This window comes from Comamonas aquatilis, from assembly GCF_965139575.1.
GTDB lineage: Bacteria > Pseudomonadota > Gammaproteobacteria > Burkholderiales > Burkholderiaceae_C > Comamonas > Comamonas aquatilis.
This window is the reverse complement of the sequence record NZ_CBCSIW010000007.1, coordinates 174,648-200,449: the sequence shown is the minus strand read 5'-3', so window position 1 is coordinate 200,449 and position 25,802 is coordinate 174,648. Positions and strand designations below refer to the sequence as shown.

The following is a 25,802-nucleotide window of genomic DNA, read 5'->3' as shown; positions in this document are numbered from 1 at the left end:
CCCATCCTCGCAGCTTGCGGCGCGAGGATGTGAGCATGCGGTGCCCTGAACATGCGCACCCATCACCCAAGCAGGTTGTAGAGGTAGTGATTGCACCTTGCGACCAGGTGCTCCTCACTGAGTTCAAAACCACAGATACAAGCAACTCCATCATGTCTGATTCATTAAAAGACCTTGCCCATGCCGCTGAGGCTGCGCAGGTGTCGGCCTATGCCGATCCTGACGCACCGACCAGCGAGAACGTTCCGTCCACGCGGGCGCAGACCATTGTGGGCGCAGGCGTCGTGCTGGTAGCCATTGGGTTGGCGGTGGGCGCTTTGCAGATCCCCGCAGACTCCGGCTACGGCGGCGTCGGCCCCAATTTCCTGGCCTGGCTGTGCGCTGCGGTTCTGGGCCTGTGCGGTGGCTTGCTGATCTGGGAGTCACTGACCGGTGGCTTTCGCTTTGCGGCGGACCCGGGCGGTCAGCCCAAGGCCGACATCCTGTCCTTTGTCTGGGTGTCAGCAGGTCTGCTGCTGAATGCGGCCCTGATCGGCACGCTGGGCTTTGTTCTGAGCTGCGCCCTGTGCTATTTGCTGGCCGTTCAAGGCCTGCGCCGCGCTGCACACCAGCCGCAGGCGGGTAGCCTGGCCAACTGGATCAAGGACCTCATCACCGGTTTGCTGATCTCGGCCCCTGTGTTCTGGATGTTCACCAAATTCCTGGCCATCAATCTGCCAGGCCTGACTGCGACGGGGTGGCTGTAATGGATATTTTCAATGCATTGATGGCGGGGTTTGCCACGGCAATCACACCCGTCAACCTGTTGTGGGCCCTGGTGGGCTGCGCCCTGGGCACCGCCGTTGGCGTGTTGCCCGGCATCGGCCCGGCCGTGGCGGTGGCCATGCTGCTGCCCATCACGGCCAAGGTGGATGTGACCGCATCCATGATTTTCTTCTCCGGCATCTACTACGGTGCCATGTACGGTGGCTCCACCACCTCCATCTTGCTCAATACCCCGGGTGAGACCGCCAGCATGGTCACGGCCATGGAGGGCAACAAGATGGCCAAGAGCGGGCGCGCAGGCGCTGCGCTGGCCACGGCAGCCATTGGCTCGTTTGTAGCCGGTACCTTTGCCACCGTGGTCGTGACATTGTTTGCGCCCTTTGTGGCCGACTTTGCCGTCAAGCTGGGCCCGCCCGAATACTTCATGTTGATGGTGCTGGCCTTCACCACGGTGAGCGCCGTGCTGGGTCAAAGCTCGCTGCGCGGCATGACCTCGCTGTTTGTCGGTCTGGCCGCTGGCCTGGTGGGCATGGACCAGATCTCGGGTGCTGCGCGCTATACCGGCGGTCAGATGGAGTTGCTGGACGGTATCGATATCGTGCTGGTGGCCGTGGGTCTGTTTGCCGTGGCTGAAGTGCTGTATGCCGCCATCTACGAAGGCAAGGTTGAGGAGTCGCAGAACAAGCTGACCCGCGTTCACATGACCAAGCGCGACTGGAAGCGCTCCTGGCCCGCCTGGTTGCGCGGCACGGTCATCGGTACGCCCTTCGGTTGCATTCCTGCCGGCGGCACCGAGATTCCCACCTTCTTGAGCTATGCGACTGAAAAGAAGCTGGCCAAGGGCGAGCACAAGGCCGAGTTCGGCAAGCAAGGCGCCATCGAAGGCGTGGCCGGCCCCGAAGCGGCCAATAACGCCACGGTGACGGCCGCGCTGATTCCGCTGCTGACGCTGGGCATTCCCACCAGCAACACCACGGCGGTGCTGCTGGGCGCCTTCCAGAACTACGGTATCAATCCCGGTCCGCAGCTGTTTACCAGCTCCGCCACCCTGGTCTGGGCTCTGATTGCCTCGCTGTACATCGGCAATCTGATGCTGCTGGTGCTGAACCTGCCCATGGTCGGCCTGTGGGTGAAGCTGCTGAAGATCCCCCGTCCCCAGCTGTATGCCGGCATTCTGATCTTCGCCACCGTCGGTGCTTACGGCATGCGCCAGAGTGCGTTCGATCTGTTCCTGCTCTACGGCATTGGCGTGCTGGGCGTGATCATGCGTCGCTTTGACTTCCCGACAGCACCTGTGGTGGTCGGCATGATTCTGGGCCCTCTGGCAGAAGCGCAGATGCGCAATGCGGTCTCGATTGGCGAAGGCAGCTGGTGGATCTTCCTGCAGCGCCCCATGTCGCTGACGCTGATCATCATCGTGCTGTCTGTGCTGATTGTTCCCCGCGTGCTCAAGCGCATGTCGGATGTCAAGCAAGCCAGTCAGCCTGCTTCGGCCGGATGACGCCATGATTGACTAGCCTGCTGCGGGTGCATGACGCCTGGTGCCCGTTGGCATTTCCAGCCCTTGTTCAAGCAATTGAACAAGGGTTTTTTTATTTCTCAAGCTGTTTTACCTTGAATCCCTTGCTGGATATGCGCAAGACGCTCACTTTTTGATATTTTTGATATGGTCTGCCCCGATCCTTGCCGGCCGGGATGGCGCCTAGCATGGGGCCCATGAGGGACCACATGACTGCTCGTAACGATATGACTGAAAGCCCGGCCCTGGCCGGGGGCGCAAAAATACTGGGTAAAGGGCTGCCGGCCGACCCCGAGGGCATTTACGCGCTGGCCGCGCGCTCCATGTTCCAGCTGTTCTCCAGCATGAGCCAGGGCATGTTTCTGGCCGACAAGACGGGGCGCATCGTCTGGCTCAATGAAGGCTACGAGCTGTTGCTGCCGCGCCTGGGAGTGGCCTCGGTCCATGATTTCCTGGGTCATATGGTCGAAGACGTCATACCTAACACCCAGATGCGCCGGGTGCTGGAGACCGGCCAGCCGGTGCTGATCGACCTGCTGACCAACCGCGCCGGCACTTTTGTGGTGAGCCGCCTGCCCTTGCGCGACGATGAAGGCAGCGTGATTGGCGCCATCGGCATCGTTTTGTTCGATCAGCCCGAAACCACACTGCAGCCTTTGATCAGCAAGTTTGCTCTGCTGCAACGCGACCTGGATGAGGCCAAGCGCGAGCTGCTGGCCCAGCGCAGCCGCAGTCTGCGCGCCATGGCTTCGGGTGAGCGGCGCGCCAAATACAGCTTTGCCAGCTTTGTGGGCAGCAGCCCGGCTGCGGTGGAGGTCAAGCGTCAGGCGCGACGTGCGGCGCAGTCGCTCAGCCCGGTATTGCTGCTGGGCGAAACCGGAACCGGCAAGGAGTTGCTGGCCCACGCCATTCACGGTGCTTCGGCCCGTGCCTGCGGGCCGTTCGTCAGCGTCAATATCGCGGCCATTCCCGATACCCTGCTGGAAGCCGAGTTCTTCGGCGTGGCGCCTGGTGCCTACACCGGGGCCGATCGCAAAAGCCGTGACGGCAAATTCAGGCTGGCCGACGGCGGCACCTTGTTTCTCGATGAAATCGGCGATATGCCGCTGAGCTTGCAGGCCAAGCTGCTGCGTGCCTTGCAGGAAGGCGAGATCGAGCCCTTGGGCTCCAACCAGCTGGTGCGCTTTGATGTGCGGCTGGTCGCCGCCACCTCGCGGGATTTGCCGCGCATGGTGCGGGAGGGGCAGTTTCGGGAGGACTTGTTCTACAGGTTGCATGTGTTGCCGATCCGCGTGCCGCCTTTGCGCGAACGGGCTGCAGACATTGCGGCCCTGGTTGAAGTGCTGGGTGAGGAACTGGCGCTGCGCAACGACATGCCGGTGCCCGAACTGGATGCTGCGGCGCTGCAACTGCTGGCAGTGCAAAACTGGCCAGGCAACATTCGCGAACTGCGCAATGTGCTGGAGCAGGTCACCATGCTTGGCGATGATGCGCGGATCACCACCTCGCTGCTGTTGCAGGTGCTGCAAAGCGCCGGAGTGAAGCCTGTGCAGCTCGGTGAGGCGCCTGCAGCGCAAGCCCCGGCCGATGCCGTGGTTGCCGATAGCACTTTGCTGAGGCCTTTGGCCCAGCAGGTGGCCGAGCTTGAAGCGCGTGCCATCCGGGCCAGCTTGGCTGCTCATGGCGGCAACAAGTTGGCAACGGCCAAGGCGTTGGCGATTTCCCGCGCCACCTTGTACGACCGCATGGCGGTGCTGCAGATCCGCTGAGTTCATAGCCTAGGCTTGTGGGGGGCTGTCGCCAGGGATATCCCTATGAGAGTCGCTGCGTTTTGTTTTTATAGTTATAAAACATACTTATTTGGGTAAATCAAAACAACAAGGCAGCGCATGGTGGTCGAGCAAGGGCAGCAGCTGTGGGCGCCTACACAGCAGAAAATCGATAGCAGCGGTCTGGCGCACTATATGCAGTGGCTGCGCAGTCGGGGCGTTTGCGATGCTGCCGATTACCAAAGCCTGTGGCAGTGGTCGGTCACGGATCTGGAGGGCTTTTGGCGCTCCATCTGGGATTACTTCGAGATTCAGGCCGATGGCGATCCCGCGCAGGTGCTGGTCAGCCGCCGCATGCCGGGCGCGCAATGGTTTCCCGACACGCGGCTGAACTATGCCGAGCATGTGTTTCGCCAGGCTTCGGCGCAGCGCCCGGCCATCATTGCGCGCTGCGAGTCGGCGGCGGTGCAAAGCGTATCTTGGGCGCAGCTGCAGCGCGATGTGGGCGCTCTGTCTGCCAAGCTGCGCCAGCTGGGCGTGGTCGCAGGCGACACCGTGGTGGCCTATCTGCCCAATGTGCCGCAGACGGTGACCGCCTTTCTGGCATGTGCCAGCATTGGCGCCATCTGGTCCAGCTGCGCGCCGGAGATGGGCGTTTCCGTGGTGCTCGATCGCTTTCAGCAAATTCAGCCCAAGCTGATCTTTGCCACCGACAGCTATACCTACGCGGGCAAGCACTTTGACCGCAGAGCGGTCTTGCAGCAGGTGCTCGACGGCCTGCCCGAGATCGAGCATGTGGTGCATGTGCCGGGCCCGCTGTTTGCGACCGGCGAGACAGAATTGAGCTGGCGCAACACCCTGGACTGGGCGCAGATGCTTGCCGAGCCGACGGCCCTGCAGTTCGAACGCCTGCCGTTCTCGCACCCGTTGTGGGTGGTGTATTCCTCGGGTACCACAGGCCTGCCCAAAGCCATGGTCCACAGCCATGGCGGCATTGTGCTCACCCACCTCAAGACCAACCGGCTGCAGCACGATGTTCAGCCCGGTGATCGCTTCATGTTCCTGGGCAGCACGGGCTGGATTGTCTGGAATCTGATGATCGGCAGCTTGCTGGCCGGTGCCACGGTGGTGCTCTCCGACGGCAACCCGACAGAGCCCGATGATGCGGCGCTGTGGGACTTTATCGACCGGTACCAGGTAAGCCTGTTTGGCTGCGGCGCCGCCTTCCTGAACAAGAACATGAAGGACGGCATCCAGCCCGGCCAGGGCCGCTGCTTTGAGAAGCTGCGCGCCATCAACTCCACGGGCTCGCCCTTGCCGCTGGAGGCCTATGCCTGGGTGTACGAGAACGTGAAAAGCGATCTGTGGCTGGCCTCCATCAGTGGCGGCACCGACATCGCTTCGGGCTTTGTGGCCTGCGCGCCCATACTGCCTGTGAATGCGGGCGAGATTCAGTGCCGCGAACTGGGCGTGGCCGCCTATGCCTTCAACGAGCAGGGCCAGCGCGTTGTGGGCGAAGTCGGCGAGCTGGTGATTACCGAGCCAATGCCTTCCATGCCCGTGCATTTCTGGAACGATGTAGAGGGCGCGCGCTACTACGACAGCTATTTCGACGTCTTTCCCGGTCTCTGGCGCCATGGCGACTGGATAGAGTTCAGCGAGCGTGGCTCGGCCGTGATTTACGGCCGCTCCGACAGCACCATCAACCGCTTTGGCATACGCATGGGTACGGCGGAAATCTACCGGGTGGTGGAGGAACTCGATGCCGTCACGGACAGTCTGGTGGTCGATCTGGAATATCTGGGTCGCCCTTCCTTCATGCCGCTGTTTGTCACCCTGGCGAAGGGCGAGCAACTGACGCCGAAGCTGGGCGAGCAGATCAAGAACGCCATCAAGACCCGGGCTTCGGCTCGCCATGTACCGAATGTGGTGGTGCAGGTGGCGGAGATTCCGCGCACCCTGACCGGCAAGAAGATGGAAGTGCCGGTGCGCAAGCTGCTGCTAGGGGCCGATGCTGCCAAGGTGGCCAGCCCCGATGCCATGGCCAATCCGTCCAGTATTGACTTCTTTATTCAATTTCGAGAGCAGGTTCCGCAGGCGTGACAAGCGCTTGAGGCTGATTTGACTCATTACCCCAAAGCAGACCCACCCATGAATCACCAAGACCTGATCGCCATCGACTTCCACACCCATGCCGAGGTGAGCTGCCGCAACCCGTTTGACAACTACGGCGAGGAATATGACCGCGCCGCCGACAAGTATTTCGGCAGCTCCCAGCGCCCCACGATTGCCGAGACCATTGCCTATTACCGCGAGCGCAAGCTGGGTCTGGTGATGTTCACGGTGGACAGTGAATCGCAAATGGGGCGCCGCCGCATTCCCAACGAAGAGATTGCCGATGCCGCGCGCGAGAACAGCGACATGATGGTGGCCTTTGGCAGCATAGACCCGCACAAGGGCAAGATGGGAGCGCGCGAGGCGGAGCGTCTGATCACCGAATGTGGCGTCAAAGGCTTCAAGTTTCACCCTACGGTACAGGGCTTTCATCCCTACGACCGCATGGCCTGGCCTATCTATGAGGTGATCAATCACTACAAGCTGCCTGCCATTTTTCATACCGGCCACAGCGGCATCGGCAGCGGCATGAAATGCGGCGGCGGCCTGCGCCTGGCCAACAGCAATCCCATGCTGCTCGATGATGTGGCGGTGGACTTTGGCGATATGCAGATCGTCATGGCCCACCCCAGCTTTCCCTGGCAGGACGAGGCGATTTCGGTGGCGCTGCACAAGCCCAATGTCTGGATCGATCTCTCGGGTTGGAGCCCCAAGTATTTCCCCAAGCAGCTGGTGCAGTACGCCAATACCTTGCTCAAGGACCGCGTGCTGTTCGGCAGCGACTTCCCGCTGATCACCCCCGACCGCTGGATGAAGGATTTTGAGGTGGCCGGCTTCAAGCCCGAAGTAATGCCCGGCATTCTCAAAGGCAATGCCGTGCGCTTGCTGGGCTTTGAGACGCCTGCGTCTTAAGCCGCTCTTCAGCTCGTCAAAAGGGATGTCTTGTAGATCCCTTTTTGTTGCTCCGCGTCGTCCGGGGGCTCAGACAACTGTCTGATAAACGCTCATTGCCTGAATATCGGGCAAGTATTTGTCTGAAATTCAGTCAATTTTCCTGCGGGCGTGCAGTGCAGGCTGTTCGCGGACTGCGTTTGGGCGGCCTGGCAAAGCTGGTTTATCTCTATGGTTTGGCGTCTTGCCTACAGCGGTTTGCAGTTGGCATGAAGACTGCTTAGGCTCGATGCACAAGAGCACCTCAAGGAGACCCACCCATGCAAAAACGCCTCTGGATTCAGGCTGCCGCAGCGGCCGCTGTCAGCACTTTGCTGGCCGGCACGGCGCAAGCGCAATCCGAAATTCGCATTGCCCACGTCTATAGCAAGACCGGCCCGCTGGAGGCCTATGGCAAGCAGACCCAGGCGGGCTTGCTGATGGGTCTGGAGTACGCCACGGGCGGCAGCATGGCCGTCAATGGCAAGAAGATCGTGGTGATCGAAAAAGACGATCAGGGCAAGCCGGATCTGGGCAAGAGCCAGCTGGCCGCCGCCTACTCGGACGACAAGGCCGATCTGGCCGTTGGCCCAAGCTCCTCGGGGGTGGCCCTGGCCATGCTGCCGGTGGCCGAGGAATACAAGAAAATCCTGCTGGTCGAGCCTGCCGTGGCGGACTCGATCACCGGCGACAAATGGAATAAATACATTTTCCGCACCGGCCGCAACTCCAGCCAGGACGCCATAGGCAATGCGGTGGCCATAGACAAGCCCGGCGTGACCATTGCCACGCTGGCGCAGGACAATGCTTTCGGCCGCGATGGCGTCAAGGCTTTCAAGGAAGCGGTCAAGAAAGGCAAGCTGGTGCATGAGGAGTATCTGCCGGCGGCCACCACGGACTTCACCGCCGGCGCGCAGCGGCTGATCGACAAACTCAAGGATCAGCCGGGAAAGAAGGTGATCTGGATCGTCTGGGCGGGCGCAGGCAATCCCTTCAAGATCTCCGACATGGACTTGAAACGCTACGGCATAGAGATCGCCACGGGCGGCAACATCCTGCCCGCCATGGCGGCCTACAAGAACCTGCCAGGCATGGAAGGCGCGACGTACTACTACTACGGCATTCCCAAGAACCCGGTCAATGAAGCCCTGGTGTCCATGAACTACAAGCAGTACAAGGCGCCGCCGGATTTCTTCACCGCAGGCGGCTTTTCGGCGGCCATGGCCATCGTGACGGCGCTGAAAAAAACCGGTGGCGATACCAAGGCCAACACGTTGATCAAGGCTATGGAAGGCATGAGCTTTGACACGCCCAAGGGCCCCATGACGTTCCGCAAGCAGGACCATCAGGCCATGCAAAGCATGTACCACTTCAAGATCAAGAACGACCCGGCTGTGGCCTGGGGCGTGCCCGAGCTGGTGCGCGAGATCAAGCCTGAAGAGATGAATGTGCCCGTTCGCAATGGACGCTAACTAGCCCAGCCGCCCGCACCGGGCCGGTCACGGCCCTGTCATTCCCTTTTGATAGCTAAATGCGCTTGTTCAGCAAGCGTATGGGGCTGTTTTGACTGAAATAAACCGATGCTGACCACTGACAAGCTCACCATACGCTTTGGCGGCCATGTGGCTGTGAATGGCGTGAGCTGTGCCTTTGAACCGGGCACGCTGACGGCCATCGTCGGCCCCAATGGGGCGGGCAAGACCACGTATTTCAATCTGATCTCGGGCCAGCTCAAGGCCAGCGAAGGCCGCGTGCATCTGGGCGGCAAGGAGCTGACCGGTCTGCCGCCTTCGCAGCGCACGCGTGCCGGGCTGGGCCGGGCGTTTCAGCTGACCAATCTGTTCCCGGGCCTGTCGGTACTGGAGAACGTGCGCCTTGCCGTGCAGGCCACGCGCGAAGGCAGTCACAGGCATGGCCTCAATCTGTGGAGCATCTGGAGCGATCATCGCCAGCTGCTGACACGCGCCCAGCAAATACTGGAGCAGGTCGCGCTGTGGGCGCGGCGCGACGAGCCGGTGTCGGCCTTGCCGCATGGCGATCAGCGTAAGCTGGAAGTGGCGCTGCTGATGGCGCTGGAGCCGCAGGTTTATATGTTTGACGAACCCACGGCGGGCATGAGCCATGACGAGGCGCCGGTGATTCTGGACCTGATACGCGAGCTGAAAAAAGACAAGAGCAAGATCATCTTGCTGGTCGAACACAAGATGGATGTGGTGCGCGAATTGGCCGACCGCATCATCGTGCTGACCAATGGAGAGCTGGTGGCCGACGGCCTGCCGGCCGAGGTGATTGCTTCGCCCGTGGTGCAGCAGGCCTATCTCGGTAATGTGATGAAGGAGGGCGCATGAGCAAGACCGCTTTGCTGCAGCTGTCGGGCGTGCACACGCATATCGGCGCCTATCACATACTGCACGGCGTGGACCTGACCGTACCCCGGGGCGAGGTCACCATGCTGCTGGGCCGCAATGGCGCGGGCAAGACGACCACGCTGCGCACCATCATGGGCTTGTGGCAGGCCAGCCAGGGCAGCATTCGCCTGGGCGAGCGCGATATCACGCGGCTGGCGACGCCGGCGATTGCCCAGCTCAATATCGCTTACGTGCCCGAAAACATGGGCATTTTTGCGGACCTGACGGTCAAGGAAAACCTGCTGCTGGCGGCCCGCGCCGCCAAGCATGCGGGCCAGATGGATGCGCAGCGGCTGGACTGGATCTACCAGCTTTTCCCCGCCGTGCAGAAGTTCTGGAATGCACCGGCCGGCAAGCTCAGCGGCGGCCAAAAGCAGATGGTGGCCGTGGCCCGCGCGATTGTGGAGCCGCGCGATCTGCTGATCGTCGATGAACCCAGCAAAGGCCTGGCGCCCGCCATCATCAACAACATGATTCATGCCTTTGCCCAGCTCAAGGCCAGCGGCGTGAGCATCTTGCTGGTGGAGCAGAACATTGACTTTGCCAAGCGCCTGGGCGATGGCGTGGCCGTGATGGACAACGGTCGCGTGATTCACGCCGGCCGCATGGCCGAACTGGCGGCCGACGAGGCGCTGCAAAAGTCGCTGCTGGGCCTGTCGCTATGAAGATCTATGAATACCAGCCAAACAGGGCTGTGGTGCTTATGCATCAAGCGCGAGCAGCTATCAAACGGGAAGTGATCGGGAAGGCGGTAAGAGCATGAAGTTCAAGGATCTGGATTACCCGCCGCTGTTGCTGGTGCCGCTGCTGGCGCTGATCACCTTGCCCCTGGTCGGCTCGCCCAGCACCTGGCTCACGCTGACCGTCGCCGGCCTGGCCATGGGCATGATCATCTTCATCATTGCCTCGGGGTTGACGCTGGTGTTTGGCCTCATGGATGTGCTGAACTTCGGCCATGGCGTCTTTATCGCTCTGGGCGCTTTTGTGGCCACCAGCGTGCTGGGTGCCATGACGGACTGGACGGGCTCGGATCAGCTGTGGCGCAATCTGGTGGCGGTGTTTCCCGCCATGCTGGTGGCCATGGCGGTGGCTGCTGCGGTGGGGCTGGCGTTCGAGCGCTTTATCGTGCGCCCCGTCTACGGCCAGCATCTGAAGCAGATTCTCATCACCATGGGCGGCATGATCATCGGCGAGGAACTGATCAAGGTCGTCTGGGGCCCGCAGCAGATACCGCTGCCCTTGCCCGAAGCCATGAAGGGCGCCTGGCTGCTGGGTGACGCAGCGGTGGAGAAATACCGGGTGTTTGCCGTGCTGGTGGGGGGCGCGGTGTTTGCGGTCCTGGCCTGGACGCTGTCGCGTACCAAGGTCGGCCTGCTGATCCGCGCCGGCGTGCAGGATCGCGAGATGGTCGAGGCTCTGGGCTACCGCGTGCGCCGTCTGTTCATCGGCGTGTTTGTCGTGGGCTCGGCCCTGGCCGGTCTGGGTGGCGTGATGTGGGGTCTGTACCAGCAGAACGTGATTCCCCAGATGGGCGCCCAGGTCAATGTGCTGATCTTTATCGTCATCATCATTGGCGGCCTGGGCAGCACGGGTGGCGCGTTGATCGGTGCGCTGCTGGTGGGGCTGATGGCCAATTACACCGGCTTTCTCGTGCCCAAGGTGGCGCTGTTTTCCAATATCGCGCTGATGGTGGCCATTCTCTTGTGGCGCCCCCAAGGTGTCTATCCAGTCGCAAATCGCTAGGAGTCAAGCACATGCTCAATCGTTTGCTCTCCGGCGATCTGCCGCGCAGCCGCGTGCTGGCCGTGATGCTGCTGGCCATCTTGATCGGTCTGGCTGTCGCGCCGTTTGTCTTTCCTGGCGTCAAGGCCCTCAACGTGGCGGCCAAGGTGCTGATTTTTGTGGTGCTGGTCGCCAGCTTTGATCTGCTGCTGGGCTATACCGGCATCGTCAGCTTTGCCCACACCATGTTTTTCGGCATAGGCACCTACGGCGTGGCGATTGCCTCCAGCAAGCTCGGCGCCGGCTGGGCCTCGCTGGCCCTGGGACTGGGCGCGGCGCTGCTGGTGTCCTTGCTGCTGTCGCTGGCCATAGGTCTGTTCTCGCTGCGGGTACGGGCCATTTTCTTTGCCATGATCACTTTAGCCGTGGCGGCGGCGTTTCAGACCCTGGCCTCGCAGCTGTCGGACTGGACAGGAGGCGAAGACGGTCTGACCTTCAAGATGCCCGAATGGCTGTCGCCCAGCTTTGAGCCTTTCGAGAACGAAGTCCTAGGCCTGGTGATCGACGGCAAGGTCATCAGCTATTACCTGTTGTTTGTCGTGGCCGTGCTGTTGGTGCTGATGCTGCTGCGCATTGTCAATTCACCGTTCGGCCGCGTGCTGCAGGCGATTCGTGAAAACGAATTTCGGGCCGAAGCCATTGGCTACCGCGTGGTGGTGTACCGCACCACCTCCAGCGTGCTGTCCGCCTTGTTTGCCTGCGTAGCCGGTGCCATGCTGGCCGTCTGGCTGCGCTACAACGGGCCGGATACCACGCTGTCTTTCGAGATCATGATGGACTGTCTGCTCATCGTGGTGATTGGCGGCATGGGCACGATTTATGGCGCGGTGATCGGCTCGCTGATCTTTCTGATTGCGCAAAGCTACCTGCAGGACCTGCTGCGCGTCGGCAGCGAGGCGGCCGCCAGTCTGCCCTGGTTGGCGGCCTTGCTGTCGCCAGATCGCTGGCTGTTGTGGCTTGGCGTGCTGTTTGTGCTGTCGGTCTATTACTTTCCCACGGGCGTGGTGGGGCGCCTGCGTTTTTCGCGCGCCGGGGCCGAAGCGGCCAAGGCGCATTCGTGCATCAGAGAAATACCGCAAGGAGATGGGCATGTTGAAGCGTGAAGAAAAAACACTCTCGAACGAGCGAATCTCATGGCGCTGGGCGGCTACGGCCGTGGCCGCCGCCACGCTGGTGGCCTGCGGAGGAGACACCATGCCCAGCAACAATCTGCCCAGGGGCTTTACTGATCTGGGCGTAACGGCATACCCGGCGACAGCCGTGAGTACAGGCGCTACGGCGGCCACGCAGGATCTGCTGACGGGTGGCCTGGGCAAGACGGGCCTGGGCGCGGCGGCGGCGCCGACCTATGCGGACCCGGCTAATCCCACGGCGGCCGAGTTGCGGCGCAATGCGCTGTATTCCAACTACCGGGGCATCCTGGACCCCACGGTCAATGGCGGCTATGGCACGCTGTATGGCCCCAACATCACGGCCGATGGCCAGGTGACCGCAGCCGAGGGCCTGATTCCCGGGCGCGAGTACCGGGGCGTGCTGGATGACGGCACGGGCCGCAAACAAACCATGGTGGTGGTCCAGCTGCCCGACAGCTTTGATCGCAATCGGGCCTGTGTGGTGCTGGGCCCGTCCTCGGGCTCGCGCGGCGTGTATGGCGCCATAGGCACGGCCGGGGAATGGGGGCTGAAGAAGGGCTGCGCCGTGGCACTGACCGATGCAGGCAAGGGCGTGGGTCTGCACAATCTCTCGGACGACACGGTCAACAAGCTAGACGGCACGCGCGCCACGCGCACGGATGAGGGCAGCCTGTCCTTCTTCGCCGCACGGCTCAGTGATGCGGCGCGTGCGGCCTACAACACGGCATTTCCGAACCGCATCGCCATCAAGCACGCACATTCCCAGCAGAACCCTGAAAAAGACTGGGGCAACGACACGCTGGCGGCGGCCCGCTATGCGCTGTATGTGCTCAACCAGCGCTATGGCACGGAAACCGACCCCGTGCCCTTCACCAAGGCCAACACGCTGGTGCTGGCGGGCTCGGCCTCCAATGGCGGCGCGGCCGTGCTGCGCGCAGCCGAACTGGACACGGACGGTCTGATTGACGGCGTGGTGGCTTCCGAGCCCGTGACCGAGATGCCCACGCGCCAGGGCTACACCATCAGCGTGGGCGGCCAGATCGCGCCCAATGCCGGCCGCACGCTGGCCGAATACACAACCTACGGCAATATTTACCAGCCCTGCGCGGCGCTGGCGTCCGATGCGGCCCTGAGCGAAAGCTCGATCTTCAACTACATCGGCCTGACGGCCATGACGGCGCGCGCCGAGGCACGCTGCAGCGGCTTGGCCGCCAAGGGTCTGGTGGTGGGAACGACTACAGCCGAGCGCGCGGCCCATGCGCTGGAAAAGCTGCGCCTGTACGGCTGGACGCGCGACAACGACCGTATGCACAACGCCCACTACGGCTTGGGCAACGGGCCTATTTTGTCGGCCATGTACACCATGGCTTACGGCCGCTTTGGCGTGGAGGCCAATCTGTGTCGCACCAGCTTTGCCGCCGCCAACACTGCGGGCGAGGTGGTGCCGGCTGCGGCGACCGCGCTGGCCCAGAGCTTTGCCACGGCCAATGGCACGGCCAACGGCACGCCAGCCACCGTGATCTACAACGATTCGCTGGGCGGTGCACGTTCCTGGCCGTTGGCGGTCTCGCCTTCCACCGGCGTGGCCGACTTTGGCCTGGACAATGCGCTATGCCAGCATGCGCTGGTGACGGGCGTGGATACGGCCACGGGCTTCAATCTTACGGACAGCAGCCTGCCCACGCAGGCCCAGAGCGATGCGGTGCGCGCCGGTATCAGCGAGGTGCTGCACAGCGCCAAGCTGCGCGGCAAGCCCGCCATCATCGTGGCCGGCCGCAGCGATGCGCTGGTGCCGGTCAACCACAATGCGCGCGCCTACACGGTGCTTAACCGCAGCCTGGACGGCTCCGGCACGCGGCTGCGCTATATCGAGGTGGTGAATGCCCAGCACTTTGATGCCTTCCTGCCGTTCTCGGGCTTCGATACACGCTTTGTGCCGCTGCATCCTTATTTCAACCAGGCCATGGATGCGATGTGGGCCCATCTGCGCAATGGCGGGGCGCTGCCGGCCAGCCAGGTGGTGCGCACCACGCCACGCGGCGGCCAGCCCGGAGCGGCACCGGCCATCACGGCGGCCCAGGTGCCGCCGTTTGTGGCGGCCCCTGTGACGGGTAACGCCATCGAGGTCAGCGATGGGCTGATCCGTATCCCCAACTGAGCGCCGCTCATCGTTGTCGCATCAGGGGCCGGCCGCAGCCGGCCCCGCCGAATCGAGATTGTCTTATGTCTTCCCCTGTGCACTCCTTCACCCACGGTGCTGCCGCGCCTGTCTCCTGCTATGCCCGCTGCGCCGGCTACGAGATTCATTACATGGACTGGCAGCCTGAGCCTGGTGCGACACTGGCGGGCACCGTCATCGCCTGGCATGGCCTGGCGCGCACCGGACGGGATATGGATGCTCTGGCGCAGTTTCTCCAGGCCCAGGGCTATCGCGTGATCTGCCCCGACACTTTGGGTCGTGGCCTGAGCCAGTGGAGCCGCAACTCGCGTGATGAGTACCAGTTGCGCTTTTATGCCCGCCTGGCACGCGAGCTGATGGAGGCGCTGGCGCTGGAGCAGGTGCATTGGGTGGGCACCAGCATGGGCGGGGCGATTGGCACGGTCTGCGCGTCGGGGCTGTGGGAACCGGCGCTCAAAGATCGCATTCTGACTCTCACCCTCAATGACAACGCGCCCGAGCTGGCTCAGGCGGCGCTGCAGCGCATCAAGTCCTATGCGGGCCAGCCGCCGGTGTTTGATACCGTGACCGAGCTGGAGGCTTTTTTTCGCCAGGCTTACCAGCCCTATGGCTGGCTCAGCGAGACGGAGTGGCGCAAGCTCACCGAGACCAGTACCCGCCGCCTGCCCGACGGCCGCGTGACCCCGCATTACGACCCGTGCATGATCGAGCAGTTCACCCGGCATGAAAACGACTACCTGATCTGGGAGCATTACGACGCGCTGGAGCTGCCCGTGCTGCTGCTGCGCGGGGTGGAATCGGATCTGGTGCTCAAGCCCGTGGCCGAGCAGATGATGCTGCGAGGCCCCGGTGCCAGAGGCCAGCTGAGCTGGCTGGAGGTGCCTGGCTGCGGCCATGCGCCGGCGCTCAATGTGCAGCCGCATTTCGATGCCGTGCTGGCCTGCCTGCAGAACCGTCCTTCAACCCCAGTCAGGCAGGGATGATGCCGCGCAGGCTAGAGTCTTGCGGCAAGGCTTGCACACGGATGCTGCGGCCTGGTTCTTGGAGTGCCTGCCATGGGTTTTCTGGTCGATCTGATTCGCGAATACGGTCTGGGCATCGTTTTCCTCAACGTGCTGGTGGAGCAGCTGGGTGCGCCTATTCCTGCCTATCCGGTGCTGGTGGTCACCGGGGCTCTGGAAGGCGCCAGTTGGGCGCGGCTGGGCTGGCTCACGCTGATCGCGGTGGTGGCGGCGCTGATTGCCGATGTGCTCTGGTATCACGCCGGCAAGGCCTACGGTCACCGGGTGCTGGGGCAGATTTGCCGCATCTCGCTCTCGCCCGATGCCTGCATACGCCAGACCGAATCGGTATACGGCCGCTGGGGCGCGCGCTCCCTGCTGGTGGCCAAGTTCATTCCGGGCTTTGCGTCGATTGCCAGCGCCTTGGCCGGTGTGGTGGGCACGCCGCTGCGCACGTTTGTGCTGTTCGACACCCTGGGCGCGCTGATCTGGGTGGGCTCGGCGGTGTTTCTGGGCTCGCTGTTTTCGTCTACGGTGCAGGATTTGCTCGATGTGCTCACCGCTCTGGGCAAATGGGGGCTGCTGCTGCTGTTGCTGGCTTTTACCGTGTTTGTGGCGCGCAAATGGTGGCAGCGCAAGCGTGTCATCCGTTCGCTGAAAATGCCGCGCATGTCGGTGGCGGAGCTGGCCGGCCTCCATGCCCAGGGCGTGACGCCCACGGTGATCGATGTGCGCGAGCCGCTGCTGTTCGAGCGCGGCCATATACCGGGGGCCAAGTCCTGGCTCCATCACCAGGCCAAAGGCAAGCCCAGCTACGAGCATTTGCTGCCGCACGATCAGCATGCGCATGGCTTGGTGGTGTATTGCGACTGCCCCAACGAAATCTCTGCCGCGCGCGTGGCCCGGCAGCTGCAGCGTGCCGGTTTCAGCAATGTGCGGCCGCTGACGGGCGGTTTGACGGCCTGGGAGGCGGCCGGCTTTGAGGTGGAAAAGCCGCAGAACTGAACGCGCCATCCAAACGCGCAGTAAAAACGCCCTGAACCGTAGCGGTCAGGGCGTTGTGCTTTGGGACAGAGGCTTTATTTGCCTGCGGGCATGGAGCAGTGGCCGCCCTGCGCGGCCTGGCCGGAGCCGGCGGCAATCAGTGGTGCTTCAAAACGCAGATCGATGGCTGGCGATTGCCAGAAATCCCAGGCCAGAAACAGCACGAGGACCGACCAGAAGACGGCGCGCAAGGTAGATGCTTGAGTCATATGTTCTTTCATTGCTCAAAAGCCGAAATGGCGGCGGATGCGCAGACCGAAAATCGTGCCTGCAAAAGCCAAAGGCACCCAGATCCAGCCGTGGATGGAGCCCGTGGAAATGCCCGACAGCATGGCGCCCACATTGCAGCCAAAAGCCAGGCGCGAGCTGTAGCCCAGCACCAGACCCGCGACCAGAGCGACTGCCCACTGCGTGCCGCTCAAAGACTTGGCGGCAGCGGGCTTGCCGGCGGCAATCCACAGCGCGCCGCCCAGAATGCCGATATTGGTGATGCTGGTCACATCGAGCAGCACGGTTTCATGCAGACGGGCGGCATTGCCCGGCTGGCTCCAGAACCAGTTGCTGGCCAGATCGACCGCGCCCGTGGCATTGGCGATCTTGGCGGCCCACAGACCAAAGCCATAGACCACGCCCCAGGGCTGGCCGGCGATGATGAGGTTGAGCGTGGCAAAAACCGCCAGCAGCACGGCGCCCACCATCCATTTGCGTACCAGCAAGGGCTTGGCGGGGCGGTTCAAAGCCGTATTGGCTTTGTTCACATAGACAGCGACGCCCGCAGCAATCACGGCCAGGGCGGCCAGGGTGGCCAGTAGCGCAGGTGCCCAGCCCCATTCGGTGACCAGGCCCACGGGGGCGGTATTGCCCAGATCCAGCCACCAGCCCAGGTGCAGGCTGCCCATGAAGCTGCCCAGCGCAAACAGCGGCAGGATGGCGGCGTTCATGGGGATGCCCAGGCCGGCCTTGTACAGCGTGCCGCTGCCGCAGCCGTCGGCAATCTGCATGCACAGGCCAAACACGAAAGCGCCGATCAGCAGGCTGATGCTGGGCGGGCCCAGAGCGGCCGTCAGCTCGGGGTAGTGGCCCAGCAGCGGCATGGCCAGGGCGGCAGCCAGCGCCAGCAGCAGCAACTGGCCGAAAACGCCGCTGGCGTCTTTCTCCTCCACCAGCATGCGCCAGCCGGTGGTAAAGCCAAAGCGCTTGCCGGCCAGCACGGCACCCAGGCCAATGCCCACGCCAAACAGGGCGGCCTGGCGCACGGAGACCGACCACAGCAGCCAGCCAAAAAAGACGGCCAGCAAGACCGTAATGGGAAGTCGTTTCATATTTTTGTTGTCAATTCAGAGTTCAAGAGTCTGAGGCTTGTGAAACTGTCACATACCAAGTCAGAGACACCGAGCAAGAGCCGCCGTCCCCCTTGGGGGAAGGCGCGAAGCGACTCAGAGGGTCATTTAAACTTTTTATCCCACCACTTCTGGGCGTCATAGGCCAGCGATTGCAGGCGGCCCGGCTGATTGGCCATGCGCGGTGCGTCCTTGGACTGGGTCCAGTCCACCATGGAGCCGGCATACAGCTTCACATTGGGCAGGCCGGCCATTTCAGACAGGCCGAACCAGTCGGTGGCCGCCCAGTGGCCGGTATTGCAGAATGCCACCATATCCTGGCCTTGCTGGCGCTGGATCTTGGCGGCAATGTCCTTGGCCTTGGCTGCATCGACAAACAGCGTCGTGCCGGGCGCAAACCACTGGTTGAAATCGAGCTGCTGGGCGCCGGGTAAGGTGCCCGAGAGCTTGGCTGCAGGCGCGCGGGTCTTGCCCTGGTAGAAGGCATCGGGGCGCGAGTCCACCAGGGCGGCGTTGGACAGGTCCAGGTGCTTGCCCACATCCTGCTGCGTGGCCAGCCAGTTGGCGTCAAAAGTCGGTGCGTAGCTGCTGGGGGCAATCTTGATGGCCGTCTTGCCCACGGGCTGGCCGGCCGCTTGCCAGGCTTGCATGCCGCCGTTGACTATGGACAGCTCGGTCAGACCCAGGCTTTTCAGCGTCCAGTACACCCGGGCCGTGGCGCCAAAATCCGTGGCATCGGCGCCGCTGGAGATGACGATGGCGTGGGTGGCCGGAGTCAGGCCCAGCGATTGCACCAGTTTGACCAGTTGGGGCTGATCGGGCAGCTCGCCGGGGTTGCTGGCCGGGCCGCGCCATTTGCCGTAAGGGGCGTTGACGGCCTGGGCAATATGGCCGGCTTCGAAGGCCTTGGGGTCGCGGATGTCGATGAGGCGGATTTCGGCACCGGCCTCGGCTTTTTGCAGCAAAGGCTGCAACTGCTGCGGGCTGAGCAAGGGCTGGGCGGCCAGCGCGAAGCTGCTGGCGCCAAGACCCAGCGTATAGGCAATCAGGAATTTTTTCATGGCTTGGGTGTGAGGTCGGCATCTGCATGCCTGAGGCCTCTATTGTCCCGCCTTGCGGCCAGGCATGTCGCCACCAAACATGCTCTGCAGCCGGACTGTCGCCCTGTCTCTGGCGTAGGGCGCAAGCTGAAACCTGAATTTGAAAGAAAAATGGCTTGAAGTCTTTATCAATAAAGCGCATCTAGCTATGGAATCAGGAGTTCATGCGCGCAGGCAAGGCCTGTCCCGTCTGCCGTATGCCGTATGCCGCCATAGCCCGTACAGCAAAAAAGGTTTCCGCCGACCCTGATCCAGTCTATCGAGCCGCGCCCATGTCTTTGGCGCGTTGCAAACGGGTTTGGAGGGCTTCGTCATCCTCGCGCTGCGTGGACCAGCCTGCCAGATGCTGCTGGGCAATGGTCGAGAGGGCGTCAATCCAGGGCGCGCTGTCGTTGAGGCAGGCAATGTATTCAAACTGCTGGCCGCCGGCGTGCAAAAAGGCTTCGCGGGCCTCCTGGTTGATTTCCTCCAGCGTTTCTAGGCAGTCGCTGGTAAAGCCCGGGCAGACCACATCCACGCGTTGGGTACCGGCTTTGGCCAGAGCGATCAGCGAGGGTTCGGTATAGGGCTCCAGCCACTTGGCCTTGCCAAAGCGCGACTGAAAGGTGACTAGGTATTGATCCGGGTTCAGCTTGAGCCGCTCGGCCAGCAAGCGCGCCGTTTTGTGTGACTCACAGTGATAGGGGTCGCCCAGATGCAGGGTGCGCTCAGGCACGCCGTGAAAGCTCATCACCAGTTTCTCGCCCCGGCCATGGCCGCGCCAGTGGGCTTCGATACGCTGGGCCAGCGCGTCGATATAAGCCGCATGGTCGTGATAGCGGTTGACAAAGCGCAGCTCGGGAATATGGCGCTGGGTCTTGGCCCAGTCATAGACCGCATCGAACACGCTGGCGGTGGTCGTGCCTGAGTACTGGGGGTAGAGCGGCAGGATGAGGATGCGGTTCACGCCTTGCTGCTTGAGCGCATCCAGCTGCGATGCAATCGAGGGCTGGCCATAACGCATGGCAGGTAAAACCGTCAGCTGATGGCCGGCCTCGCCCAGCCAGCCACGCAGCAGTGTGGCCTGGCGCTGGGTCCAGTGCAGCAGGGGGGAGCCGTCTTTTTCATGCCAGATGGTGGCGTACTTGGCGGCAGACTTGGCCGGGCGCGTGCGCAAGATGATGCCGTGCAAAATGGGCCACCAGGCCAGTTTGGGAATCTCCACCACGCGGTCGTCGGACAGAAACTGTGCCAGATACGGACGCACCGCCGCAGCGGTCGGGGCATCGGGCGTTCCCAGATTGCACAGCACAATGCCGGTGCGGGAGGGTTGATCGTGGCGGAGTTCGGGTTCAGGCACAAAGCGGGATGGCATGGCCCGATTGTGGCAGTTTGAGGAGCGGCCTAGACACTCGCGGCTTTTATGCCGGGCATGCTGAGTTGGCTGCAAATTTTTTGTATTCTTGGCCCATGCATCCTGACTCCACAGAAACTCTCGCCGTCTCCCCGGCTCTGGCCCAGTTGCAGGCATTGCGCCGCAGCGGCCGGATCCGGGCTATTTCCATTGACCTGGACGACACCTTGTGGCCCATCTGGCCCACGATTGCCAAGGCCGAGGCCGTGCTGCTGGACTGGCTGCGGCTGCATGCGCCGGCCACGGCTCAGCAGCTGGGCGATACCGCTACGGTCAGGGCCTTGCGCCATGAAATCGTGGGCTTGCGCCCGGATCTGCAAAGCGATTTGAGCGGCCTGCGCCGCGAGTCCATCCGTCTGGCCCTGCAAAGAGCGGGTGACGATCCGGCCCTGGCCGAGGCTGCATTCGATGAATTCTTTGCGGCCCGCCAGCGGGTCGATCTGTTTGAAGACGCTCTGCCCACGCTGCAGTTTCTGGCAACGCACTGGCCGGTGGTGGCCTTGTCCAATGGCAATGCCGATGTGCATGTGGTGGGCATAGGCCAGCACTTTCATGCCTCGCTGAGCGCCAGCTTGAGCGGCATGGCCAAACCCGATGCACGCTTTTTTCATGCCGCCGCCGAGGCGGCCGGCGTGGCCCCCGAGCATGTGCTGCACATAGGGGATGACGCGGAGCTGGATGCGCGCGGCGCCATGGATGCGGGTATGCACGCGGTCTGGTTGAACCGTGGCGGCGTAGCATGGCCTTGCGAGGGGCGAGAGCCTCACGTCACGGTGGCCAGTCTTGCGCAGTTGTGTGAGGGGCTGGCCGAGAGCTGACCGAAATGAGAAGCGGCAGGTCGTCGGTCTTGAGGTCAGCAGCCTGGATTTTTGCGTGTGAGCTGCCTATGCCTACCTGCCTGTCCGCCTGTCTTCTCACTCCACCACCGCTTGCGCCTGTCAGAGCCGTTGCCTGGAGTCGGCCTTTGGCCTGGCTCAGGCGCGCCGTGCAGGATATGGCGGCGTCCCCGCTGCTCAGCCTGGCCCACGGTCTTGTCTTGATCCTGATCGGCGCAGCCATCTTGACGCTGGGGCACAATCGCTTCTGGTTGATGGCGGGTGCCCTGTCCGGTTTTCTGGTCGTGGGGCCTGTGGTAGCCACCAGCCTCTATGCCATCAGCCGAGCCTTGGAGCGCGGCGAACCTGCCGATCTGGCGCTGGTGGGCAAGACCTGGACGCAGTGGCAAAACGGCCATGGGGCAGGGCAGGGCGGCTACTGGTGTCTGGTGCGCTTTGGCTTGCTGCTGGCGCTGGCGGCCACGGGCTGGGTGCTGGTGTCGGCTTCGCTGATCAAGATCATGTCGCCCATCGCCATTGAAACCCCGGCCGACTTTGTGCGGCATGTGGTGCTGGCACCCGATGGACAGTTGTTTGCCCTGTGGATGGCGCTTGGCAGCTTTCTGGCTGCCCCCATTTTTGCGTCCAGCGTGGTGGCCATGCCGCTGATGCTGGACAGACGCGTGACCGTGCGTCAGGCCGTGCTGACCAGTTGGTCCGTCGTTCTGGCCAACCCCGGGCCTTTGGCCCTGTGGGCGGCACTGATTGTGTTGTTGACCTTGCTGGGCCTTGGCACGTATTTGCTGGGGCTGGTGATTGTGATGCCCATGCTGGGTCATGCCAGCTGGCATGCCTATCGCGATCTGGTGGATGCCTCGGTATTCCCCGCCCGCGATGCGCGGCCACAGGCTTGAGGCGTTGATTCAAAGCGCCTGACAGGGGCGCCGTCACCAGGTCCTGGCGGGGAATGAGTAGGACTTGGTTGCTGTGATTTTTGGCTATACAGAAGAACAAATTGCCCATTTTTTCCTGACCTGGGGTGTGGGCGCCTTCATCTTGTTCATGGTGTTCATCATCTTGCAGCTGGCCCGCCAATCCAAGGCCGGAAAGTTCGGCACCTTTGTGATTTTTCTGGGTCTTGGCGTGGGCTTTGTGGGCTATGTGGCCAAGATCGTCATCCAGTGGTGGATGGAAAAATAAACGGCCTTTGAGCGACTGTGTCTTTCGCTCAAAGGCCGGTTGCGGGCTGATGGCTGGATTTAGTTGGGCTTGACCTGGGCGCGCTGCAGCACTTTTTGCCAGCGGGTTTGCTCGGTGGCAATGAACTGGGCAAATTGCTCGGGCGTGCTGCCAATGGGCTCGGCGGCATCACCTTGCAGGCGCTTGAGCGCATCGGGGGCCTTGACGGCCTTGGCGCATTCGGCAGCCAGCTTGCTCACATGGGCCTTGGGCAGGCTGGACGGTGCCAACATGCCATACCACTGCGTCATCTCGAAACCTGGGAAGCCCTGCTCGGCCACGGTGGGTACATCGGGCAGCTGTGCCAGCCGCTGGGTGGAGCCGGTGGCAATGCAGCGCACCTTGCCCGCCTTGATAAAGGGCAGCAGAGCCGAAGCGCCCACTGAAGCCGCATCGAGCCGGGCCGACAGCAAGTCCTGCATCATGGGGCCGGTGCCGCGATAAGGCACATGCAGCATGAAGATATTGGCGGTCATCTTCAGATATTCAAACGCCAGATGGCCGGCGCTGCCATTGCCTGCCGAACCGTAGCTGAGCTTGCCGGGGTTTTTCTTGGCGTAGGCCACCAGATCGGCAATGTTCTTGATGGGCAGATCCGGATGCACCACATACAGGCTGGGCACCTTGGCCAGCAGGCTGACGGGGACGAAGTCCTTTTTCGGATCGTAGGGCAGCTTGTCGAAAATATAGGGGTTCACGGCCAGCGTGCCGATATGACCGAGGATGACGGTGGACTGGTCATCGGCACGGGCCACTTCCTGCATGGCGATGTTGCCTGCAGCGCCCGGCTTGTTCTCCACAAACACATTCTGGCCCAGGGTCTTGGACAGCTCGGCGGCCGTGGAGCGGGCCACGATTTCCGAGCTGCCACCGGGCGCAAACGGCACCACAAAGCGCACCGGGCGGCTGGGCCAGTTGCTCTCTGACGCACGGGCCAGACCAGGCAACAGGCTGGCGCAGGCCATGGCTCCGGCGCCAGTCAGCAGATGACGGCGCGAAATGGCCAGTACCTGGCTGGTGGATGTGTCAAAAGTCGATGCCATGTTGTCTCCGTTTGCTGTTATTGGCTTGTGCCATGGTGGCCACTATGGCTGTCAAACGGCTGTCATTCCTGCATCAGTTGGACTATTGCTGCATCAGGATTTCCCTAGCTGGCCTGCGGCGGTCTGGTTTGAATTGACTACGCTTTTTGCAGCGTCAAGCCCACTGAGTACGGCGCCTTCCAATGTGGCGGGGTAGGGGCCGGCCACATAGTCACCACAGGCCCACAGGCCCTGGCCCAGCTCGGCGCCGGGGCGCGCGACGTCCGGCGTGCAGGCAAAAGTGGCCCGCTTCTCGATCACGGTCTGCACGGGCCGTATGTCGCTCCAGCCCAGTTGCTCTCTTGCCTGCTGCAGCACCTGGGCTTGCAGTGTTTCGCGGTCGCTGCGGCAGTCGCTGACCACAAAAGCCATCAGTCCTTGCTGGCTGGCGTCGCCTGCATGCAGATGGCCGCGATCGAACACGAACTGGGCCGGATGATGATTGTTGCTGCGCAAGGCCAGCCAGGGCAGATGGGCAGACAGGCGCTGCGCGGTTTGGGCATAGACGGTGGCAATCGCCGTGTGCTCCAGCGCCTGGGCCGTCTGTGCCCAGCGTTGATGGCTTGGGTCTTTACGGTCCATGCCCAGAACCAGCCGTGCCGCTTCATGGGGCGGACAGGCCAGCAGCACGCCGCCGTAGCGGGCCGGTGCTGACGCCTGTGTATCGGCGCTGGTATGCAGCGTCCATTGCCCGCTCTGGGGCTGCAGCGCCAGCACGCGGGTAGCGGTATGAACGGCATGGCCGCCGACCTTGAGCCACTGAGCGGCCGGTTCGGGAAAGAGGGCGCCGAGGCTGACGCGGGGCACCAGAAAATGAGAGCCGCCGCTGCCTGCAAACAAGGCATCCTTGAGCACGCGCAAAAAAATGCTGCCGCTGGCCTGGGCGGCAGGCAGGTTGAGCGCCGATACGCACAGCGGTTCGATGAAATCCAGCATCAGCGGTTCGGGCAGGCCTTGGCAGACATCGGCCACGGTGGCGGCCGGGGCACAGGCAAAACCCTGCAAGCGCCAGCGTATGGCCCGGGCCAACAGAGCCCAGCGTTGGCCCGGCGTCCACCCCCTGGCGCAGGCAATGCCGGCTAGAGCGTCCAGCGGTGCGGGCAGGGCAGGAAAGCGCAGGCCGTTGCCGTCTGCATAGGGTAGAGTCAGCGGCTTGCGCAGCAGTGCTTGCTCGGCCGAAACACCTACGCTGCGCATCAGCGCCAGGCATTGGGTATAGGCGCCGATCAGAATGTGCTGGCCGTTGTCTGCCGTGGCGAAGGCCGCCTCGGTCAAACTCAGATTCAGGGCCCGGGCACGGCCGCCCAGGATCTTGGCGGCTTCGAAAACCGTGGGTTCGTGGCCCGACTGGGCCAGTTGTACGGCAGCGGCCATGCCGGCCCAGCCGCCGCCGATGATCGCAATCTTCATGAAGTCTTGGGTGCGCTGCGGCACAGGGCCGCATGCTCGGCCTCCTGGCCTTGCGGCGCCGGGGCCTGGCAGCGGCGCTGCAGTTCCTTGCGTGCGTTGCGGTCGCCAGCGCCGGCGGCATGGGCCAGCAGCCGCAGGGCGTGAAAGCTCAGCTCGGCATTGGAAATACTGACTTTGCTGGCCGCAGGTGTAGCTGCCGAAACGCCTTGGCCGGTGGTGGCTGCCGGTGCCGTATCCAGCGTCTTGGCGCCATGTATCTGGGGCATGCGCTCTATTACCGTGAAATCGCCGCTCTTGCCGGCCTGGTGCATCAGGTCCTGATAGACCTTCATCATCTGCGCGGTGTCGCCCGCCGTCAGCGCTGCGGCCGGACGTGAGAGATAGCTGGCCACCTCGGCAGGCATGGCCATATGGCCGGCATGGGCCATGTTGGCCAGCGGAGCCTTGCCGGCCAGACGGGCTGCGTCGTCGGCAGAAAAAATGGCGGTACGGGCGGCGGCGCTCAAGCCTGCCCCCGCCAGTTCGGCACCGCCCACGGCCACTGCACCGGCGGCCCCCACCTTGGCGGCACCACCGGCCTTGCCCGCCGTGGCTGCGGCCTTGCCGGCTTTGCCCAGCAAGCCCCAGAACGCATAGCTGCTGGGCGCCGCTGCCAGCAGTGATGCGCTGAGCAGGGCCACGGCGATGGGGCGCAAGGCGCTGGAAGGGGTGCGGGCAGCAGACTTCATGGCATAGGCGGGGTTAGGGCTGGATGCAGCAAGCATGCCGTTTGCGGCGG

General features: G+C 62.9%; 22 protein-coding genes and 1 pseudogene. 16 read left to right on the top strand and 7 right to left on the bottom strand.

All coding sequences use genetic code 11. From position 1 onward, the window contains the following. Positions 1 to 152 precede the first annotated feature (152 nt). The 13 genes and pseudogenes from ACNAZA_RS11590 to ACNAZA_RS11530 all read left to right on the top strand — a co-directional run bounded on the left by ACNAZA_RS11590 (position 153) and on the right by ACNAZA_RS11530 (position 16,606). Positions 153 to 746, top strand: a complete 594-nt coding sequence (locus ACNAZA_RS11590; protein WP_415796719.1) for a tripartite tricarboxylate transporter TctB family protein — start codon at positions 153 to 155, stop codon at positions 744 to 746. Beyond that, positions 746 to 2,266, top strand: a complete 1,521-nt coding sequence (locus ACNAZA_RS11585; protein WP_415796717.1) for a tripartite tricarboxylate transporter permease — start codon at positions 746 to 748, stop codon at positions 2,264 to 2,266. Before ACNAZA_RS11590 ends, ACNAZA_RS11585 begins: the two co-directional genes overlap by 1 nt. Positions 2,267 to 2,511: 245 nt before the next feature. Beyond that, on the top strand, positions 2,512 to 4,053 hold the full coding sequence (locus ACNAZA_RS11580; protein WP_415796735.1) for a sigma-54 interaction domain-containing protein: 1,542 nt from the start codon (positions 2,512 to 2,514) through the stop codon (positions 4,051 to 4,053). A gap of 120 nt (positions 4,054 to 4,173) precedes the next feature. After that, entirely contained in the window at positions 4,174 to 6,156 is a 1,983-nt protein-coding gene (locus tag ACNAZA_RS11575; protein ID WP_415796716.1) for an acetoacetate--CoA ligase, read from the top strand. Positions 6,157 to 6,204: 48 nt separating this feature from the next. Next, a complete protein-coding gene (locus ACNAZA_RS11570) occupies positions 6,205 to 7,080 on the top strand; it encodes an amidohydrolase family protein (protein WP_415796715.1) in 876 nt (291 codons plus the stop codon). Between the two features lie 299 nt (positions 7,081 to 7,379). Further along, positions 7,380 to 8,570: a substrate-binding domain-containing protein gene (locus ACNAZA_RS11565; RefSeq protein ID WP_415796714.1), complete on the top strand. Its 1,191-nt coding sequence runs from the start codon at positions 7,380 to 7,382 to the stop codon at positions 8,568 to 8,570. Between the two features lie 108 nt (positions 8,571 to 8,678). After that, the gene (locus ACNAZA_RS11560) at positions 8,679 to 9,446 is read left to right on the top strand and encodes an ABC transporter ATP-binding protein (RefSeq protein ID WP_415796712.1); all 768 of its coding nucleotides are present in this window, start codon (positions 8,679 to 8,681) and stop codon (positions 9,444 to 9,446) included. Beyond that, positions 9,443 to 10,171: an ABC transporter ATP-binding protein gene (locus ACNAZA_RS11555; RefSeq protein WP_415796711.1), complete on the top strand. Its 729-nt coding sequence runs from the start codon at positions 9,443 to 9,445 to the stop codon at positions 10,169 to 10,171. Before ACNAZA_RS11560 ends, ACNAZA_RS11555 begins: the two co-directional genes overlap by 4 nt. A 94-nt stretch (positions 10,172 to 10,265) precedes the next feature. Continuing rightward, a complete protein-coding gene (locus tag ACNAZA_RS11550; protein ID WP_415796710.1) occupies positions 10,266 to 11,249 on the top strand; it encodes a branched-chain amino acid ABC transporter permease in 984 nt (327 codons plus the stop codon). 11 nt (positions 11,250 to 11,260) lie between these two features. Continuing rightward, positions 11,261 to 12,319 (top strand): annotated as a pseudogene (locus ACNAZA_RS11545) (branched-chain amino acid ABC transporter permease); the annotation flags it as partial. Positions 12,320 to 12,377: 58 nt separating this feature from the next. After that, complete coding sequence (locus ACNAZA_RS11540) at positions 12,378 to 14,579, top strand: 3-hydroxybutyrate oligomer hydrolase family protein (protein WP_415796709.1); 2,202 nt, start codon at positions 12,378 to 12,380, stop codon at positions 14,577 to 14,579. A 65-nt stretch (positions 14,580 to 14,644) separates the two neighbouring features. Beyond that, on the top strand, positions 14,645 to 15,583 hold the full coding sequence (locus ACNAZA_RS11535) for an alpha/beta fold hydrolase (RefSeq protein WP_415796708.1): 939 nt from the start codon (positions 14,645 to 14,647) through the stop codon (positions 15,581 to 15,583). A gap of 72 nt (positions 15,584 to 15,655) precedes the next feature. Next, complete coding sequence (locus ACNAZA_RS11530; RefSeq protein WP_415796707.1) at positions 15,656 to 16,606, top strand: rhodanese-like domain-containing protein; 951 nt, start codon at positions 15,656 to 15,658, stop codon at positions 16,604 to 16,606. A gap of 74 nt (positions 16,607 to 16,680) precedes the next feature. On the opposite strand, the gene ACNAZA_RS11525 is transcribed toward ACNAZA_RS11530, so the two are convergent. The 4 genes from ACNAZA_RS11525 to hemH all read right to left on the bottom strand — a co-directional run bounded on the left by ACNAZA_RS11525 (position 16,681) and on the right by hemH (position 20,439). Next, a complete protein-coding gene (locus ACNAZA_RS11525) occupies positions 16,681 to 16,854 on the bottom strand; it encodes a hypothetical protein (RefSeq protein ID WP_162989488.1) in 174 nt (57 codons plus the stop codon). Between the two features lie 15 nt (positions 16,855 to 16,869). Beyond that, positions 16,870 to 17,967 carry a YeeE/YedE thiosulfate transporter family protein gene (locus tag ACNAZA_RS11520; protein ID WP_415796706.1) on the bottom strand — a complete coding sequence of 366 codons (1,098 nt, stop codon included), beginning with the start codon at positions 17,965 to 17,967 and terminating at the stop codon, positions 16,870 to 16,872. Between the two features lie 122 nt (positions 17,968 to 18,089). Beyond that, on the bottom strand, positions 18,090 to 19,046 hold the full coding sequence (locus ACNAZA_RS11515) for a sulfurtransferase (RefSeq protein WP_415796705.1): 957 nt from the start codon (positions 19,044 to 19,046) through the stop codon (positions 18,090 to 18,092). A 295-nt stretch (positions 19,047 to 19,341) separates the two neighbouring features. Then, positions 19,342 to 20,439, bottom strand: a complete 1,098-nt coding sequence (hemH, locus tag ACNAZA_RS11510) for a ferrochelatase (RefSeq protein ID WP_415796704.1) — start codon at positions 20,437 to 20,439, stop codon at positions 19,342 to 19,344. Between the two features lie 95 nt (positions 20,440 to 20,534). Between hemH and ACNAZA_RS11505 the strand changes: the two genes are divergently transcribed. From ACNAZA_RS11505 to ACNAZA_RS11495, 3 genes are all read left to right on the top strand, one after another. Beyond that, positions 20,535 to 21,296, top strand: a complete 762-nt coding sequence (locus ACNAZA_RS11505; RefSeq protein WP_415796703.1) for an HAD family hydrolase — start codon at positions 20,535 to 20,537, stop codon at positions 21,294 to 21,296. Between the two features lie 68 nt (positions 21,297 to 21,364). Next, the gene (locus tag ACNAZA_RS11500; protein WP_415796702.1) at positions 21,365 to 22,207 is read left to right on the top strand and encodes a DUF2189 domain-containing protein; all 843 of its coding nucleotides are present in this window, start codon (positions 21,365 to 21,367) and stop codon (positions 22,205 to 22,207) included. Between the two features lie 73 nt (positions 22,208 to 22,280). Then, positions 22,281 to 22,493, top strand: a complete 213-nt coding sequence (locus tag ACNAZA_RS11495) for a DUF2788 domain-containing protein (RefSeq protein ID WP_120970791.1) — start codon at positions 22,281 to 22,283, stop codon at positions 22,491 to 22,493. 59 nt (positions 22,494 to 22,552) lie between these two features. Here the strand turns inward: ACNAZA_RS11495 and ACNAZA_RS11490 are convergent, their stop codons facing one another. The 3 genes from ACNAZA_RS11490 to ACNAZA_RS11480 form a co-directional block, all read right to left on the bottom strand. Further along, positions 22,553 to 23,575, bottom strand: a complete 1,023-nt coding sequence (locus ACNAZA_RS11490) for a Bug family tripartite tricarboxylate transporter substrate binding protein (protein ID WP_120966780.1) — start codon at positions 23,573 to 23,575, stop codon at positions 22,553 to 22,555. 93 nt (positions 23,576 to 23,668) lie between these two features. Beyond that, complete coding sequence (gene hpnE, locus ACNAZA_RS11485; protein ID WP_415796701.1) at positions 23,669 to 25,024, bottom strand: hydroxysqualene dehydroxylase HpnE; 1,356 nt, start codon at positions 25,022 to 25,024, stop codon at positions 23,669 to 23,671. Beyond that, on the bottom strand, positions 25,021 to 25,788 hold the full coding sequence (locus ACNAZA_RS11480; protein WP_415796700.1) for a hypothetical protein: 768 nt from the start codon (positions 25,786 to 25,788) through the stop codon (positions 25,021 to 25,023). The genes hpnE and ACNAZA_RS11480 overlap by 4 nt, the downstream gene beginning before the upstream one ends. Positions 25,789 to 25,802: the final 14 nt, after the last annotated feature.